Source organism: Alkalibacterium psychrotolerans, assembly GCF_054784355.1.
The window spans coordinates 39,472-53,643 of record NZ_BAAGPH010000026.1 but is presented as its reverse complement, the minus strand read 5'-3'; the positions used below and the strand labels follow the sequence as shown (position 1 = coordinate 53,643).

The window sequence follows — 14,172 nt, the reverse complement described above, 5'->3', positions numbered from 1 at the left end:
GTTTGTTGGTAACTACATTTTACCAAAGAGAGGTGTCTTTTTCTGTACTTTTAAGTTCAATATTCTAACTGATCTTTACGGTAAAAGGATAGAACGTCGTTCTTAGGGGTGCGAAACTTGAGTAATAAACTTTATGGTTTCTGGGGTAATGTCATTGACATTCTCTCTGTACTCGCAACATTAATGGGTTTAGCTACTTCACTAGGGCTAGGGGTTTCACAGGTAAACGCTGGACTAAATCATCTGTTCGGCTTAAGCATTAATACAACCACGCAAGTTATCCTTATTGCTGTCATTACTGGTTTTGCGACAATTTCCGTTGTCATGGGACTTGACGGAGGGGTCAAGCGACTTAGTGAAATCAATATGGTTCTCGCGGGAGTCTTCCTGCTTTTCGTACTGATAGCAGGACCTACCGTATATATTCTAAGTGGATTTACCCAAAACTTAGGTTATTACATGTCCAATTTTGTTGAAATGAGTATGTGGACTGAAACATTCAGGGATAGCAATTGGCAAGGTGCCTGGACAGTCTTTTACTGGGCATGGTGGATTTCCTGGTCACCATTTGTCGGTATGTTCATTGCCCGTGTATCAAAAGGCCGTACAGTAAAAGAGTTCATTATTGGAGTTATAATTATCCTCACCACAATTTCCTTCCTATGGATGAGCGTGTTTGGTGGAACGGCAATTTTCCAGCAGTTGAACGGCATTAATGACTTAACGGCTATCATCAGCGTTGATGAATCACTGGCCTTGTTCGAGTTAGTAGAGAACCTTCCAATCTCCAATGTTCTATCTATCGTCTGAATCATTTTAGTTGTTGTGTTTTTCGTTACGTCATCAGACTCAGGGTCACTTGTCGTTGACCACTTAACATCTGGTGGGAAACTTGAGTCACCTGTTCCTCAGCGTATATTCTGGGCTGTTATGGAAGGTGTCGTTGCCGCAACACTATTGGTTGGTGGTGGGCTATCCGCCCTGCAGACCGCTTCAATTATTACTGGTTTGCCGTTCACAATCATCCTCCTGGTAATGATTTACTCACTTTACTTGGGACTGAGACAGGAATTCTTGATTGAACGAGCGGTTAAACAGAAGCTGCAGAAAGTCAGGGACGATCATATTATTACCGAGGTTTTTCAGACACGAGTGGAAGATGAAGCACTGGTGGAAGCCGTCACTGAAAAGCTTATTGAAGACCGTATCCATGAGGATGAAGGAGAAAACACCATCATTGACGGGGATGCAGCAAAACTTTCTGAAAAGAACTAAAATAAACGTCGAACATGATTTTAATTACAGAACAGGCAGCTGAAGAATACCGGCTGCCTATTTTTTCTTTAAAACTGACCGGTTTAGTATGACATTGATTGCACGAATTTTACAATAAAGTATTCCTTGGCAAAAGGCTGTTATCTCATCTTCCTTAAACGAGCGAAGTGTGATACTATTTTAAGAGTTAAACAAAATAAGAAAGAGGGTACAGTATGGAGATATGGATGATAGCAGGTGTCTTGTTTGGAATAGCACTGCTTCTTTTTATTTTTTCATTGATCAAGAAAGAGGAAAAGGAGCCGGCCTACAAGGAACTTGAAACTTTTTCTTTAGCGGTAACTAAAACAGTCTATGACCTGAATTTGAGAGTACATAAACTTGAAAAAGAACTCAAGATTGCTGTAGAAGAGGCAGACGAAAAATCTGCACAGCTGACTCGACTTTTGAAAGATAACATCATCACGTTATTTACAAAAGGCACACCGACAAATGTGATTGCCGACCAGCTTGATATATCCTCTCAGGCAGTGCAGGAAGTCATCAATGATTATATAACCGATGGACTGCCGAACTAATAAGCAAGACGGTAACGATTTGGTATAGGAGGAAGTAAGAATGACGAAACGGAATATACGATTGCTGGCGACAGGCTTTTTAGTTTCCGGCCTGCTGCTCACTGCTTTTCAGGCAGTCAACGGTACAGAATCGTCTGAAGCATTAGAGTCCGATATGCGAGTACTGGAAGAAAAGACGGTTCAGCTTGAGCTTGAAAACGAACAGCTGCGCGCTGAATACGATAAATTGATGGATATGCAGGGTACAGAACTTGCGGACGGACAAAACGAAGACGAATATTCAGATGATGCTGAAACTGACACTGCTGAATCTGCAGAAGAGAGCGAGAACAGCAGCGACACAGAAACAGAAGAGAATTCATCTTCTTCAACTGAGTACACAATAGTCATTAACGAAGGTCAACCCAGCAGTGTCATTGCTTCTCAGCTTGAAGATTACGGCTTGATTGATGACTTTTTTGAATTTAATGACTACATGGAAGACAATGATTTAATCAGAAGAGTTCAACCGGGTGAATTCACGGTCACTTCAGAGATGAATCGGGATCAGATCATCAAAGCGATTATTCGTTAAATTTGTATTTCTGCTCCTTTGCGGTAAAATGTAACTATCATAACTCAAAGGAGCGAATAGTATGTCTGAAACGGCAGTTATCTATATGTCTAATGGTAAAACATATACAGTTGACCGTACACTTTCTTCAATCAGTGAGTTAATCAGTGATTCAGGAAGTCTCTCTGAAGGGTCTTTTTACGAATTCTCATTACTGAACGGGAAACAGGTCCTTGTTAATCCGGCTCATATCGTGGCAGTCGAAACAAGTGAATTGAGTAATATGGACGCTTCCAGTCAGGACAGTACGACACCCGTAGAAGAAGAGAACAGAAAAAAAGCAAACTTGAAAGCTGCCAGAAAGTTCAAAGACGATATTGACGGTAATATGGAGTAGCATAATTTAACTTAATTATCCAAAGCATTCTAAATGATTAGCCGAATCTCAAATTGGGTTGACGGTTCAGGCATTTAGAATGCTTTTATTTTATTTTCAAATTGGTCGTCCGTTTGTTATATGCTATACTGATTTTAAAGACTTAAGGGAGCTAAAAAAGTGAATGCACAAATGCGTATCACCTTGCAGAGGTGGAATAGAAAACCTTTTGTCGCTTATGGATTGCTCGGGATTACCGGCTTCATGTATCTCATTCAGGAGTTTTTAGGCGGCAGTACTAATCAATGGACATTAATCAGACTAGGTGCGAAAGTCAATGAATTGATAGTGATGGGGGACTGGTATAGACTGTTTACACCAATGTTTCTCCATATCGGAATTACTCATCTAATGTTTAACGGCTTAATTCTATACTTTTTAGGCATTCAACTTGAAATGGTATTTGGACACTGGCGATTCTTCGTATTGTATATATTCAGTGCTCTAGCTGGAAATGCCGCGAGTTTTGCTTTTAACCCTGCTGTTTCCGCGGGTGCCAGTACGGCATTGTTCGGACTTTTCGGATCAACACTCGTTTTAGGCAAGCTGTTTCCGGGAAACCGGCAGATAGGGGCGATGGCTAGAAACTTCTCACTGCTGATTGTATTAAATTTAGTATTTGGGATGTTCAGTACAGGCATTGATATGGCTGGACATGTAGGTGGTCTGGTTGGCGGTTATCTGCTGGCGTATGCCTTGTCTGCACCTAGAGCATGGGAAAAAAATCGTAAAAGACAAATTATGTTTGCACTGATTTATGTTGCAGTCATTCTAGTCTTTCTTGCAATAGGCTATATGCGTTATGCTTCAATTATTCAGTTATTTAATTAACCACTAGGAGGAAAAGAGTTGGAAGATAAAAAGTTAATTGGAATTGATTTAGGCGGGACCTCCGTCAAATTTGCTGTCGTGAATAGTGACGGTACGATTTTAGACAAATGGAGTATCATGACAGATATTTCAGAGGAAGGCCGTTTAATTCCCCCTTCAATTATTGAATCAGTAAAAACGTATATGGCTGATCACGGCTTTACTTCTAAGGACTTCATCGGGATTGGGATGGGGTCTCCCGGAACAGTGAACAAAGAGAACGGGACAGTCATCGGCGCTTATAACTTGAACTGGAAAACTCTTCAGCCACTTAGAGAATCCATTGAAGGGGCGACAGGCATTCCGTTTTTCATTGATAACGATGCCAATGTAGCGGCCTTAGGTGAACAGTGGATTGGAGCCGGGAATAACGAGCCGAATGTGGTCTTTATTACTCTGGGGACAGGCGTAGGTGGCGGCGTCATCATGAATGGTCAGCTGCTGCACGGTGCAAGCGGAGCTGCCGGAGAAATTGGTCATATGACTGTCGACCGTGACGGCTATGACTGTACGTGCGGTAAAAAAGGCTGTCTGGAAACGGTAGCGAGTGCAACAGGTGTGGTTCGAGTAGCTAATGACCGGGCGTTTGTCTATCAAGGTGAATCTAAATTGAAAGAAAGCATCTTAGCTGATGAGCCTGTTGATACTAAAGTCATCATGGATGCCGCAAAAGCAGGCGACGAGTTTGCTGTGGCAATTGTTGATGAAATCAGCGACTATCTAGGCCTTGCCTGCGGTAACATTGCCAATTTACTTAACCCGTCTACTATTGTAATAGGTGGGGGAGTATCAAAGGCAGGAGAGTTCCTTGCGGATAAAATCAGAGACCGTTTCAAAGCCTATGCTTTTCCAACTATTCGAGAAGACACGCATATCCGAATTGCTGAATTAGGAAACGATGCAGGTGTTATCGGTGCCAGCTCACTCGTCTTGGCTGAAGCTTCACAATAAGCATATTAAAAACAGAATACACACTACTTGTGGTAAAATAACAGTAAGATAACTGCTTGAAGAGGTGATAGACATGTTGACGTGTAATAAGCATAACGTTACACAATGGCTTTTTTACACATGTCTTTGCCTCTTTTTGTTTGCTTGTTCAAGCGAGGACAGCCAGGCAAATGGCGAAGACGAACCGGAGGAAGCCACTCTCCAACTAGTGAACCTGGAGCATGATCTGTTTCAGAAGGTTGCAGGCTGGTTTGGTCCGGAGACGGTGCTGATGCATACAGGTGACATGGATCAGCATGAATTGCATTTATACAATGTAGTGTCCGGTGAAATTGAGGAACTCTATGAGGAGCAAGGTTATATACTTAGTATCGAACTTAATCCCATGTCCAGTGAAGTTTTATTTCAAGTTGTGACTGAAGAAGGTGTTTTTCTCAAAATCATCGACCGCTTAGGCGAAGTGACTCACAGTATGCCTATAGATTATAACGGTTATGTATCGCTTGACTGGAATACCGTTGATACAGATTTAATTTTCATTTCGCACTATCACTATAGTCTGGAACAGGAAAGCGAAGACATTCTGGTACAGATATGGAATCTCGAAGAAGATACATTGACTGAAAGAGCCATTTCCTCCATGTATCCGAAGTGGTACACGTCAAATGTGTATGTGTATATTGATGAACTTGAGGGCCGCAACCTATATATCGGTGATATTCGCGAGGAAGCGGATGACTTAGTCATCAACCGTGATGTTGTTGACTTCTTCATGCATCAGGATACATTTGTGGGCGTCGTGGAATCGGATATCAATGATTCGGAAGTTCATTTGTTTCATGAATACCCGTTCTTGGTAGGGGAAAGTGTCATTACTATTCCCAAAATTACGATGAATGAACTGCCGTTGAAACCTCATTTGACTCAATCTAATCGTAATGGGGATATTTATGGGGTTATTCCTCAGGAAGCGGTGGTGCTGGAAGAAAGTCTGGGAGAGTTCAGCCTGGAACGACTTGATTTTGAAGATCAGACATCGGAAGAGATTATCTCTTTACCATACGATGCTCCAATAGAATTGTCGCACAACGAAGAGTTTATATTATTCGGCTGGCGCTATGAGTATATAATTGATTTGCGCTCCAATGAAATGCATTCATTACTTGAGACCATGTAACACGAGAGGTTCACTTATTTCTGGAATCAACAGAAATAAGTGGATTTTTTCTATGCAGGTTAAATATAGACTAGAATTTTTACCTTGTGTCATGTAAACTATTATATGATAAGGAATAGAGAGGAAGTTTTATTTGGATACTTGGACAGTTATAACAATACTGCTTTGGATAGGGATTATCGCATGGGGAATCTGGGAAGCAGTTCAGTACTTCAGACGAAAAAATGCAGCGGAGGCTCTTGAAAACGAAGAGTTCAAGCAGAATATGCGTAAAGCGCAAATCGTTGATGTAAGAGGAAAAGACGATTTTGATGCCGGTCATATTTTAGGTGCCCGTAATATCCCATACATGCAGATGAAACAGCGTGCCAACGAATTGCGTAAAGATCAGCCGATATACTTATATGATGACAAAAAAACACTCAGTTACCGCTCGGCGCTACTCCTTAAAAAGCAGGGATTTGAAGATATCCATGTACTAAAAGGCGGCTACACCAACTGGGATGGCAAAATCAAACGAAAAAAATCTCTAGATTAAATTGCACGGTTTGACTTTGCGACTGGAGTCATAAATTAAATAAGATGTAGAAGGGAATCGGTTCAGATTTCCTTTTTTCATATTAAAAAATAAAATAAAGTACGAGTTTAAAAGGAGAAAAAAGTGGACATCAGACAAAAAAAGTGGGGAAAAAATGGGATTCGCCTGCTTACTAAGCAATTGGATAGACGTGACAATAACGAAGTACCATACTGGATGGTGTATACGGCTCTCTTTGCCGGATCATTGATGGTAATTATGAATCAGACAGCAATCAAAACAGCGCTGCCGACAATGATAGGAGATTTAAATGTATCGCCTTCAATCGGCCAGTGGACCGTATCGGGTTATACCTTAATTAAAGGTATCATGGTGCCTATAACAGCCTTTGCCATGAATAAATTCCGATCCAGAAACCTGTTCATATTGATGATGATTATATTCGGCCTAGGCTCATTCATAGCCGGTCTGGGGATAAACTTTTATGTTGTACTGTTCGGTACACTTTTGCAGGGTGTTGGGGCCGGCATGGTTATTCCATTGATGCAGACCATCATACTAACGGTTTCCCCTCCGGAAAAAAGAGGAAGCGCATTAGGATTGATGGGTGTGGTACTGGGACTAGGACCGACACTTGGACCAGCTACAGGGGGTTGGGTTGTTGATACCTTATCCTGGCATTATATATTCTTTGGCCTGTTCATCGGTTCAATTCTCGTGATACCTATTGCTATTTTATCATTGACAGATGTCCTTCCGATGAGTAACCCGACAATTGACTGGGTATCCATTCGCCATTCTTTAATCGGATTCGGCATGCTGCTCTTTGGACTCTCGATCCTTGGGTCGGAAGGGTTCGATTCCATTATAGCCTGGGTATCTGTTGTTATCGGATCCGCCTTTATTGTGCTGTTCGTCAGACGCAACTTGAACAGTGACGATCCAATGCTTAACGTGTCTCTATTTAAAAACAGAACATTCAGCATAGCCGTTATCATCACGATGCTCGGCCTTATGGTCATCACCGGTATTTCCAATATCATGCCGATGTACATCCAGACCGTTCTCGGCCGGTCGGCAACACTGTCCGGTCTGATATTACTGCCTGGTGGACTGTTCAAAGCTTTCATCTCGCCTGTAACCGGAAAAATATACGATAAGTTCGGCGTAGCAAAAATTGGTCCGCTTGGCGGTTTTGTGCTTTTTGCCGGTACACTGCTGCTGGTATTTGTCGGACACACCACACCTATCTGGTACATTGTACTGGTCTACCTATTATTGTCGGTCGGCTTTGGCATATTCAACATACCTGTCACAACGGCCGGTATGAATGCCTTGCCTAATGAAGAGATGGGGCACGCAACGTCTGCGAGACAGACAGTGAGGCAGATTGGCTCAAGTTTCGCGATTACACTTGTCTTTGCTTCAATGTCCATTGTCTCAGCCTTTGTCCATTCACCAACTCTGGGCGATGCAGAAGCAGGAGGTGCGGCACCCGACCTGACGATAGAAGGGATTAGAGGTGGCTTTGCTATGGTGGCGCTGCTTGCCTTCATGGCCTTTGTACTGACTTTCTTTATTAAAGAGCGCAGTACCGCTAAATAATGGATTACCCCTACCACATAGACTTGGTAGGGGTTTTTATTGTCTAGAAAGGTGTGAAGAGGCTGGTTTTGACGACATGAGTAGTTTAAGTTCTTTTCCAGCGGGTGAACTCCACTTGGAGTGGAGTTCAGACCTTATAAAAATTTCAAACTGCATTTTTCTGTGCCAATTACCTTGAAGGATGCAGTTTGTAAATGTAAACTACACTGAAAAGACGGAAGAGTTTACTTTGAGCCCAAACTAAACTCTGTAACTAAACATAGTGTTCAGTCCGCTTCCTTTCTCTCTGCTTAACCGCTTGCTTTACTCCTCAAAGAATGTCTCCATAAGAAAAGACCCTCTCAATTTAATGAAAGGGTCTAAACGAATAAATGTTATACATCTAATGAATCAACAATAATAGCTGCAGTTTCTTCGATGGATTTTGTCGCCACATTAATAATTTTGCAATCTAATTTCTTATACATTTCTTCTGCATAACGAATTTCTTTTCGAATACGATTTTTGTTGGAGTAGGGAGTGTCCGGTTCCATGCCGTAAGAAATCATACGTTCTTTACGGATATTGGACAGCATTTCCTCTTCATTTGTCAATCCGACGATTTTTGAGGAATCGACCTGCCAGATTTCATCCGGTAAAGTGGATTCCGGCATTAAGGGGAGATTGGCCACCTTATAGTTCTGATTAGCAAGAAAAATACTTAACGGTGTTTTTGACGTCCTTGAAATACCTAAAATAACAATGTCCGCTTCCAGAAAACCTTTTGGATCTTTGCCGTCATCGTATTTCACTGCAAATTCTAACGCACCGATACGGTCGAAATACTTCTCATCCAGTTTGTGTTTGGCTCCCGGTTTGTGGGTAGGGAGCACATTTGAACGCAGGGTCAACTCATTGATTAATGGGCTGATGACATCAAAGCAGGATAAATCTTCTTTTAAACAGTAGCTCTCGATTAATTCTACAAAATCTGGATTGACAAATGTATGAAGAACAATAGCGTTAAGATTCTTAGCCCGTTCCAATATTGACTCAAGCTGTTCTTCCTGTCTAATAAAAGGGAAGTTCTTTAGTTCAAAAGATACGTCCGGAAACTGTGCTCGCGCAGCATAAAATATATTACTTGCCGTTCCTCCAACTGAATCCGATAGTACAAAGATAGTAGCAGCTGATGAATCAGACATAATAATCAGTCCTTTCTCTTACTTAATACTTTAATTATAAAGTAAAATGTAACAATAGTGTACTAAAATTGTTTCTTGAATTATTCTCATGTTTCGTTATACTAGTTAAGAAGTTAATTATAAAAAGGAAGCGATTCTCTTGACAGCTTTTGAACAAGCCGTTAAAACACTTAAACGAAATGGCTATAAAACGACTGGTAAAAGACAGCGCATCTTGGAAATTCTCTATAACAAGAAGAAATACATGTCCGCTAAAGAAGTTCAGGATCATTTAAAAGAAATGTTCCCGGGAATCAGTCCTGATACGATATACCGTAACTTACACACCTTTGTTGAACTGTCAGTGGTGGAAGAAACTGAACTGAATGGTGAAAAACTGTTTCGGTCCAGCTGTGACGTCCACGGACATCATCATCATTTCATCTGTACAGAGTGCGGTAAGACAAAAGAACTGGAACTATGTCCGATGGATTTATTTAAAGGACAACTGCCAGGCTGCGAAGTAACGTCTCATCGTTTCGAATTATTCGGCACGTGTGACGACTGCTGCAGCTGATCATTTTAAGATAATATTAGTTAGATATGTGAGAGTGTTTACATTTTGTCCATAATTATTTTGGACATTGTGTTGACGCTCTCTCTTTAATTAGTTATAATAAAAAATGAATTGTGTATATGCATATGCATAATGCAATTACATCATTTAGTGATAGGGAAGACCAATTGTGAATCTAACATTTAATAGTAGCAATAGGAGCGCCCTGAATGTACGAGGGGAGGGGAAGAACGTTGACTAAAACAGATATCAAGAAAGGTGAAAGTCTTGATGATGCTCTTCGTCGTTTCAAACGCTCCGTTTCTAAAACTGGCACATTGAAAGAAGCCCGTAAACGCGAGTACTATGACAAGCCAAGTGTTAAACGTAAAAAGAAATCAGAGGAAGCACGCAAGCGTAAATTCTAATGTTCTTTATGTCTTTTAACAGAAGGTGATTGAATGGCTCGTCTTGATGATTTAAATCAGGATATGAAAGTCGCGATGAAAGCTAAAGATAAAGAGAAGTTATTGACTATCCGTATGCTGAAATCTGCCTTGCAGACCGAACAGATCAACAAGGGAGAAGAACTGACGGAAGAAGATGAACTCACTGTCCTTTCTCGCGAGAAAAAACAGCGTGTCGAATCTTTGAACGAATTTAAAGCAGCCGGTCGTGATGACCTAGTCATTAAATTGGAAAAAGAACTCGAAGTGGTGGACCATTATCTTCCCGCTCAACTGAGCGAAGAAGAAGTAAGAGGGATTGTTAAAGAAACGATTGAAGAAACCGGATCTTCATCCATGAAAGATATGGGTAAGGTCATGGGAGCTTTAATGCCTAAAGTTAAAGGGAAAGCTGACGGTAATCTTGTCAGTTCAATCGTTAAGGAAGAACTGAATAGCTAACCACATCTTATAATGGGTAAAACAGGTTCTCGACAACTCGTCGGGGCCTGTTTTTTTGACCTAAACACTTACGTTTAAACTCAAGTTGTTAATTGTAGGCGAGCTTGAAGATAAAGTACCTTACGTATAGACTCGGCGAGCAAAAGACTTTGAGCCTTTACATATCAAAGTTTGACTTCAGTGTGACATTATATTTTGATTTGGGTATGAAGGTAAAACTCGTAGCTTTTAAACTGGGAGAAAAAATGCGATAGAGTCTAAAACTAAAGACAACATCCATTTGCATCAACTAATCAGCTAAATCATTGACCTTTTAAGACAAAGGATTCAAGTGCTTATATGGTGATTCGGTTCATTTTATGCTATGATTTAAGGAAACAGCTAAACGTAAAGGAGATGTCAGCTGGTTGACTGAACAGACGATAAAAAAACAGATTGAATTAGAAGATTCCGAACGTGTATTTACACTATTTGGCCCACAGAACAGTTATTTGGACATGCTGGAGGAAGAACTTGATGTATCTATCAGCAGTCGAGGAACACAGCTTGAAGTAGAAGGCAGCCCTGAACGCATCAAAATGATTCAGAGCTTCTTTAATCAGCTGCTGGCTTTGGATGACAAAGGGATAAAGATTAAAAAAGCTGATGTCATTACAGCCGTTCGTATGGCTAAGCAAGGGAAACTTTCTCAATTTGTGCGCATGTATGAAGAAGAGATTACTCGTGATAAGGATAATAAGCCTATCCGAGTTAAAAATGTCGGCCAGAGAAACTACGTCGAGGCTATTAAGAAAAACGACATTGTATTTGGTATCGGTCCAGCTGGAACCGGAAAAACATTTGTAGCGGTGGCCATGGCAGTTGCAGCTATGCGAAAAGGTGACGTCAAACGGATTATCCTGACGCGTCCTGCAGTTGAAGCCGGCGAAAACCTGGGATTCTTACCCGGCGATTTAAAGGAAAAGGTAGATCCTTACCTTAGACCGCTATATGATGCCCTTTATGCCATTTTCGGAACAGAGCATACAAACCGATTAATAGAGCGAGAAACCATTGAAATAGCGCCTCTAGCTTACATGAGAGGGCGTACACTCGATGATGCCTTCATTATTCTTGATGAGGCACAGAATACAACCGTTCAGCAGATGAAAATGTTCTTAACCCGCTTGGGATTCGGTTCAAAAATGGTCATCAATGGAGATATTACCCAGGTCGATTTACCCAAACGAACGACCAGCGGTTTGATTCATGCAGAAAGAGTTCTGACAGAGGTTAAAGGTATCGCTCATATTAAATTTGAAGCAGAAGATGTTATTAGACACCCACTAGTAGCGAAGGTTATTCGCGCATATGATAATGAAACGGATAGTGATGAGTATGGAAACAATCATTTATGATGAAACAGGCAAAATAACAGAAGATATGGTTGAATGGATGGAAGACCTTTTAAATGTCGCTGCCAGAAAGTTAACTGTGCAGGATAATGCGGAGGTATCCATTACGGTTGTCACAAATGAGAAAATTAAAGAAATAAACAGGGACTACCGTGATAAGGATAAAGTCACTGATGTCATCAGTTTTGCAATTGAAGACGATGAGCAGGAACTCTTTAAAGAGTTTGATCTTGATGGAATTACCATACCAAGAGACTTGGGTGATATTTTCATATCCTATGACAAGGCTGTTGAACAAGCCGAAGAATTTGGACACTCTGTAGAGCGGGAGCTAGGCTTTTTAATGGTTCACGGCTTTCTTCATTTGAATGGTTACGACCATATGACTGACGAGGATGAAAAGAAGATGTTTTCATTACAAGAGGAGATTTTAAAAGAATATGGCCTTAAAAGATAGCGAAGACATTCCACAGAAAAATAGAAAATACCGCGATTCCTTTAAATTCGCATTTAAAGGTATTCAGACAGCCTTTCAGGAAGAACGAAACATGCGTGTGCATGTGCTGACAGGCACTACCGTAATCATCCTGGCCATGCTGCTACCGATGACGCGTGCCGAATGGCTCTGGATCATTTTAGTATCCTATCTGGTGTTTGTAATGGAACTGATTAATACTGTAGTGGAAAATGTAGTGGATTTGGTAACGAAAGAGTACCATCCTATTGCAAAAAAAGTAAAAGACATGGCGGCAGCAGTTGTACTGGTTACTGCTACTTTTTCTATTATTGTAGGAGCCATCATACTCCTTCCTAAGATTATTCAACTACTAACATAAAAGAGGCGATTATAAATGAACGAACAGACAAAAAATGAATTAGTCTCAAAAGCGAATGACATGCTGAACATGGCTTACGTTCCGTATTCTAAATTCCCTGTCGGTGCTGCCTTGCTGACAAAAGGTGGACAGGTTTATTCTGGCTGCAATATCGAAAATGCATCCTACGGTCTGTCAAACTGTGCAGAACGAACAGCTTTCTTTAAAGCCGTTTCAGAAGGTAACAAAGAGTTTGATTACTTAGTCATTACAGGCAATACTGACGAGCCCATTTCACCCTGCGGAGCCTGCAGACAGGTGATGGTAGAATTCTGCGAACCGGACATGCCGGTACTGCTGACAAATAACTTAGGAAAAGTCAAGGAAACAACAGTGTCAGAACTGCTGCCCGGCGCTTTTCAATCGGAGGATATGGTGTGAATACAAACAAAGAAACACAGTTTAAATCAGGATTCGTCTCACTCGTTGGACGACCGAACGTAGGGAAATCGACCCTTCTGAATCGTTTTATCGGTCAGAAAATCGCCATCATGAGTGATAAAGCTCAGACTACGCGTAATAAAATTCAAGGTGTGCTGACGACAAAAGATGAACAAATTGTCTTTATCGATACGCCAGGTATCCATAAACCGAAACATCGCCTGGGTGACTTTATGGTTAAAACAGCTTTAAGCACCTTTAATGAAGTGGACGTTGTCTTGTTCTTAGTTAACGTGACGGAAAAACGCGGGCCTGGTGATGATTTTATTATCGATAAACTGCAGTACGTTGAAAGTCCGGTCTTTTTGGTTCTGAATAAAATTGATCAGGTGCACCCGGACGAGTTGCTGCCGATTATTGAAGATTACCGCCAGCAGATGGAGTTTGCTGAAATTATTCCGATTTCAGCTACTGAAGGAAACAACGTGGAACGTCTGCATGAAGTCATCAGCTCTTATTTGAAAGAGGGGCCTCAATTTTATCCGGAAGATCAGGTCAGTGACCACCCGGAATACTTTATCGTATCGGAACTCATCCGTGAAAAAGTACTAGAGCGGACTAGAGAAGAAGTGCCTCATTCAGTAGCTGTCGTAGTCGAAAGCATGAAACGTGAGGAAAATGAAAAAGTCGTCGTAAATGCGACGATTATTGTCGAGCGTAAATCGCAAAAAGGTATTATTATCGGCAAGCAGGGTAAAATGCTGAAAGATATCGGTATGAATGCCCGTCGTGATATTGAACGGCTCTTAGGTGATAAAATTTACTTGGACTTATGGGTCAAGGTACAAAGCGATTGGCGCGACAAACAGTCTCACCTCCGCGATTACGGCTATAACAGAGACGAATATTAAA

At 41.2% G+C, this 14,172-nt stretch carries 17 protein-coding genes and 1 pseudogene; 17 read left to right on the top strand and 1 reads right to left on the bottom strand.

Annotated features, from left to right (window positions below):
- The first annotated feature begins 108 nt into the window (after positions 1–108).
- From ACYVLS_RS04245 to ACYVLS_RS04205, 9 genes and pseudogenes are all read left to right on the top strand, one after another.
- Positions 109–1,275, top strand: a pseudogene (locus tag ACYVLS_RS04245) (BCCT family transporter).
- Positions 1,276–1,490: 215 nt separating this feature from the next.
- Positions 1,491–1,853 (top strand): hypothetical protein, encoded by a 363-nt coding sequence (locus tag ACYVLS_RS04240; protein WP_460321592.1) that lies wholly within the window; start codon positions 1,491–1,493, stop codon positions 1,851–1,853.
- Positions 1,854–1,893: 40 nt separating this feature from the next.
- Positions 1,894–2,427 (top strand): hypothetical protein, encoded by a 534-nt coding sequence (locus tag ACYVLS_RS04235; RefSeq protein WP_460321589.1) that lies wholly within the window; start codon positions 1,894–1,896, stop codon positions 2,425–2,427.
- A 61-nt stretch (positions 2,428–2,488) separates the two neighbouring features.
- Positions 2,489–2,803 (top strand): hypothetical protein, encoded by a 315-nt coding sequence (locus ACYVLS_RS04230; protein WP_460321587.1) that lies wholly within the window; start codon positions 2,489–2,491, stop codon positions 2,801–2,803.
- Between the two features lie 159 nt (positions 2,804–2,962).
- On the top strand, positions 2,963–3,673 hold the full coding sequence (locus tag ACYVLS_RS04225; RefSeq protein WP_460321584.1) for a rhomboid family intramembrane serine protease: 711 nt from the start codon (positions 2,963–2,965) through the stop codon (positions 3,671–3,673).
- Between the two features lie 18 nt (positions 3,674–3,691).
- Complete coding sequence (locus tag ACYVLS_RS04220) at positions 3,692–4,663, top strand: ROK family glucokinase (RefSeq protein ID WP_460321582.1); 972 nt, start codon at positions 3,692–3,694, stop codon at positions 4,661–4,663.
- 73 nt (positions 4,664–4,736) lie between these two features.
- On the top strand, positions 4,737–5,840 hold the full coding sequence (locus ACYVLS_RS04215) for a YqgU-like beta propeller domain-containing protein (protein ID WP_460321580.1): 1,104 nt from the start codon (positions 4,737–4,739) through the stop codon (positions 5,838–5,840).
- Between the two features lie 133 nt (positions 5,841–5,973).
- Positions 5,974–6,378 (top strand): rhodanese-like domain-containing protein, encoded by a 405-nt coding sequence (locus tag ACYVLS_RS04210; protein ID WP_460321578.1) that lies wholly within the window; start codon positions 5,974–5,976, stop codon positions 6,376–6,378.
- A gap of 123 nt (positions 6,379–6,501) precedes the next feature.
- Positions 6,502–7,983, top strand: a complete 1,482-nt coding sequence (locus tag ACYVLS_RS04205) for an MDR family MFS transporter (protein WP_460321576.1) — start codon at positions 6,502–6,504, stop codon at positions 7,981–7,983.
- Positions 7,984–8,357: 374 nt separating this feature from the next.
- Here the strand turns inward: ACYVLS_RS04205 and ACYVLS_RS04200 are convergent, their stop codons facing one another.
- Positions 8,358–9,167, bottom strand: a complete 810-nt coding sequence (locus ACYVLS_RS04200) for a pyruvate, water dikinase regulatory protein (RefSeq protein WP_460321573.1) — start codon at positions 9,165–9,167, stop codon at positions 8,358–8,360.
- 139 nt (positions 9,168–9,306) lie between these two features.
- On the opposite strand from ACYVLS_RS04200, the gene ACYVLS_RS04195 reads away from it, so the two are divergent.
- From ACYVLS_RS04195 to era, 8 genes are all read left to right on the top strand, one after another.
- The gene (locus ACYVLS_RS04195; RefSeq protein WP_460321570.1) at positions 9,307–9,723 is read left to right on the top strand and encodes a Fur family transcriptional regulator; all 417 of its coding nucleotides are present in this window, start codon (positions 9,307–9,309) and stop codon (positions 9,721–9,723) included.
- A 233-nt stretch (positions 9,724–9,956) separates the two neighbouring features.
- Entirely contained in the window at positions 9,957–10,130 is a 174-nt protein-coding gene (gene rpsU, locus ACYVLS_RS04190) for a 30S ribosomal protein S21 (RefSeq protein WP_228586798.1), read from the top strand.
- Positions 10,131–10,163: 33 nt separating this feature from the next.
- A complete protein-coding gene (locus ACYVLS_RS04185; RefSeq protein WP_460321567.1) occupies positions 10,164–10,610 on the top strand; it encodes a GatB/YqeY domain-containing protein in 447 nt (148 codons plus the stop codon).
- Positions 10,611–11,017: 407 nt separating this feature from the next.
- Positions 11,018–12,007 carry a PhoH family protein gene (locus tag ACYVLS_RS04180; protein WP_460321565.1) on the top strand — a complete coding sequence of 330 codons (990 nt, stop codon included), beginning with the start codon at positions 11,018–11,020 and terminating at the stop codon, positions 12,005–12,007.
- Positions 11,988–12,461, top strand: a complete 474-nt coding sequence (ybeY, locus tag ACYVLS_RS04175) for an rRNA maturation RNase YbeY (protein ID WP_460321562.1) — start codon at positions 11,988–11,990, stop codon at positions 12,459–12,461. The genes ACYVLS_RS04180 and ybeY overlap by 20 nt, the downstream gene beginning before the upstream one ends.
- On the top strand, positions 12,445–12,840 hold the full coding sequence (locus tag ACYVLS_RS04170) for a diacylglycerol kinase family protein (RefSeq protein WP_460321559.1): 396 nt from the start codon (positions 12,445–12,447) through the stop codon (positions 12,838–12,840). Before ybeY ends, ACYVLS_RS04170 begins: the two co-directional genes overlap by 17 nt.
- Before the next feature lie 15 nt (positions 12,841–12,855).
- Positions 12,856–13,260: a cytidine deaminase gene (locus ACYVLS_RS04165; protein WP_460321556.1), complete on the top strand. Its 405-nt coding sequence runs from the start codon at positions 12,856–12,858 to the stop codon at positions 13,258–13,260.
- Positions 13,257–14,171, top strand: coding sequence for a GTPase Era (gene era / locus ACYVLS_RS04160; protein WP_460321554.1), 915 nt, complete (start codon positions 13,257–13,259; stop codon positions 14,169–14,171). Before ACYVLS_RS04165 ends, era begins: the two co-directional genes overlap by 4 nt.
- The last annotated feature ends 1 nt before the right edge of the window (position 14,172 follow it).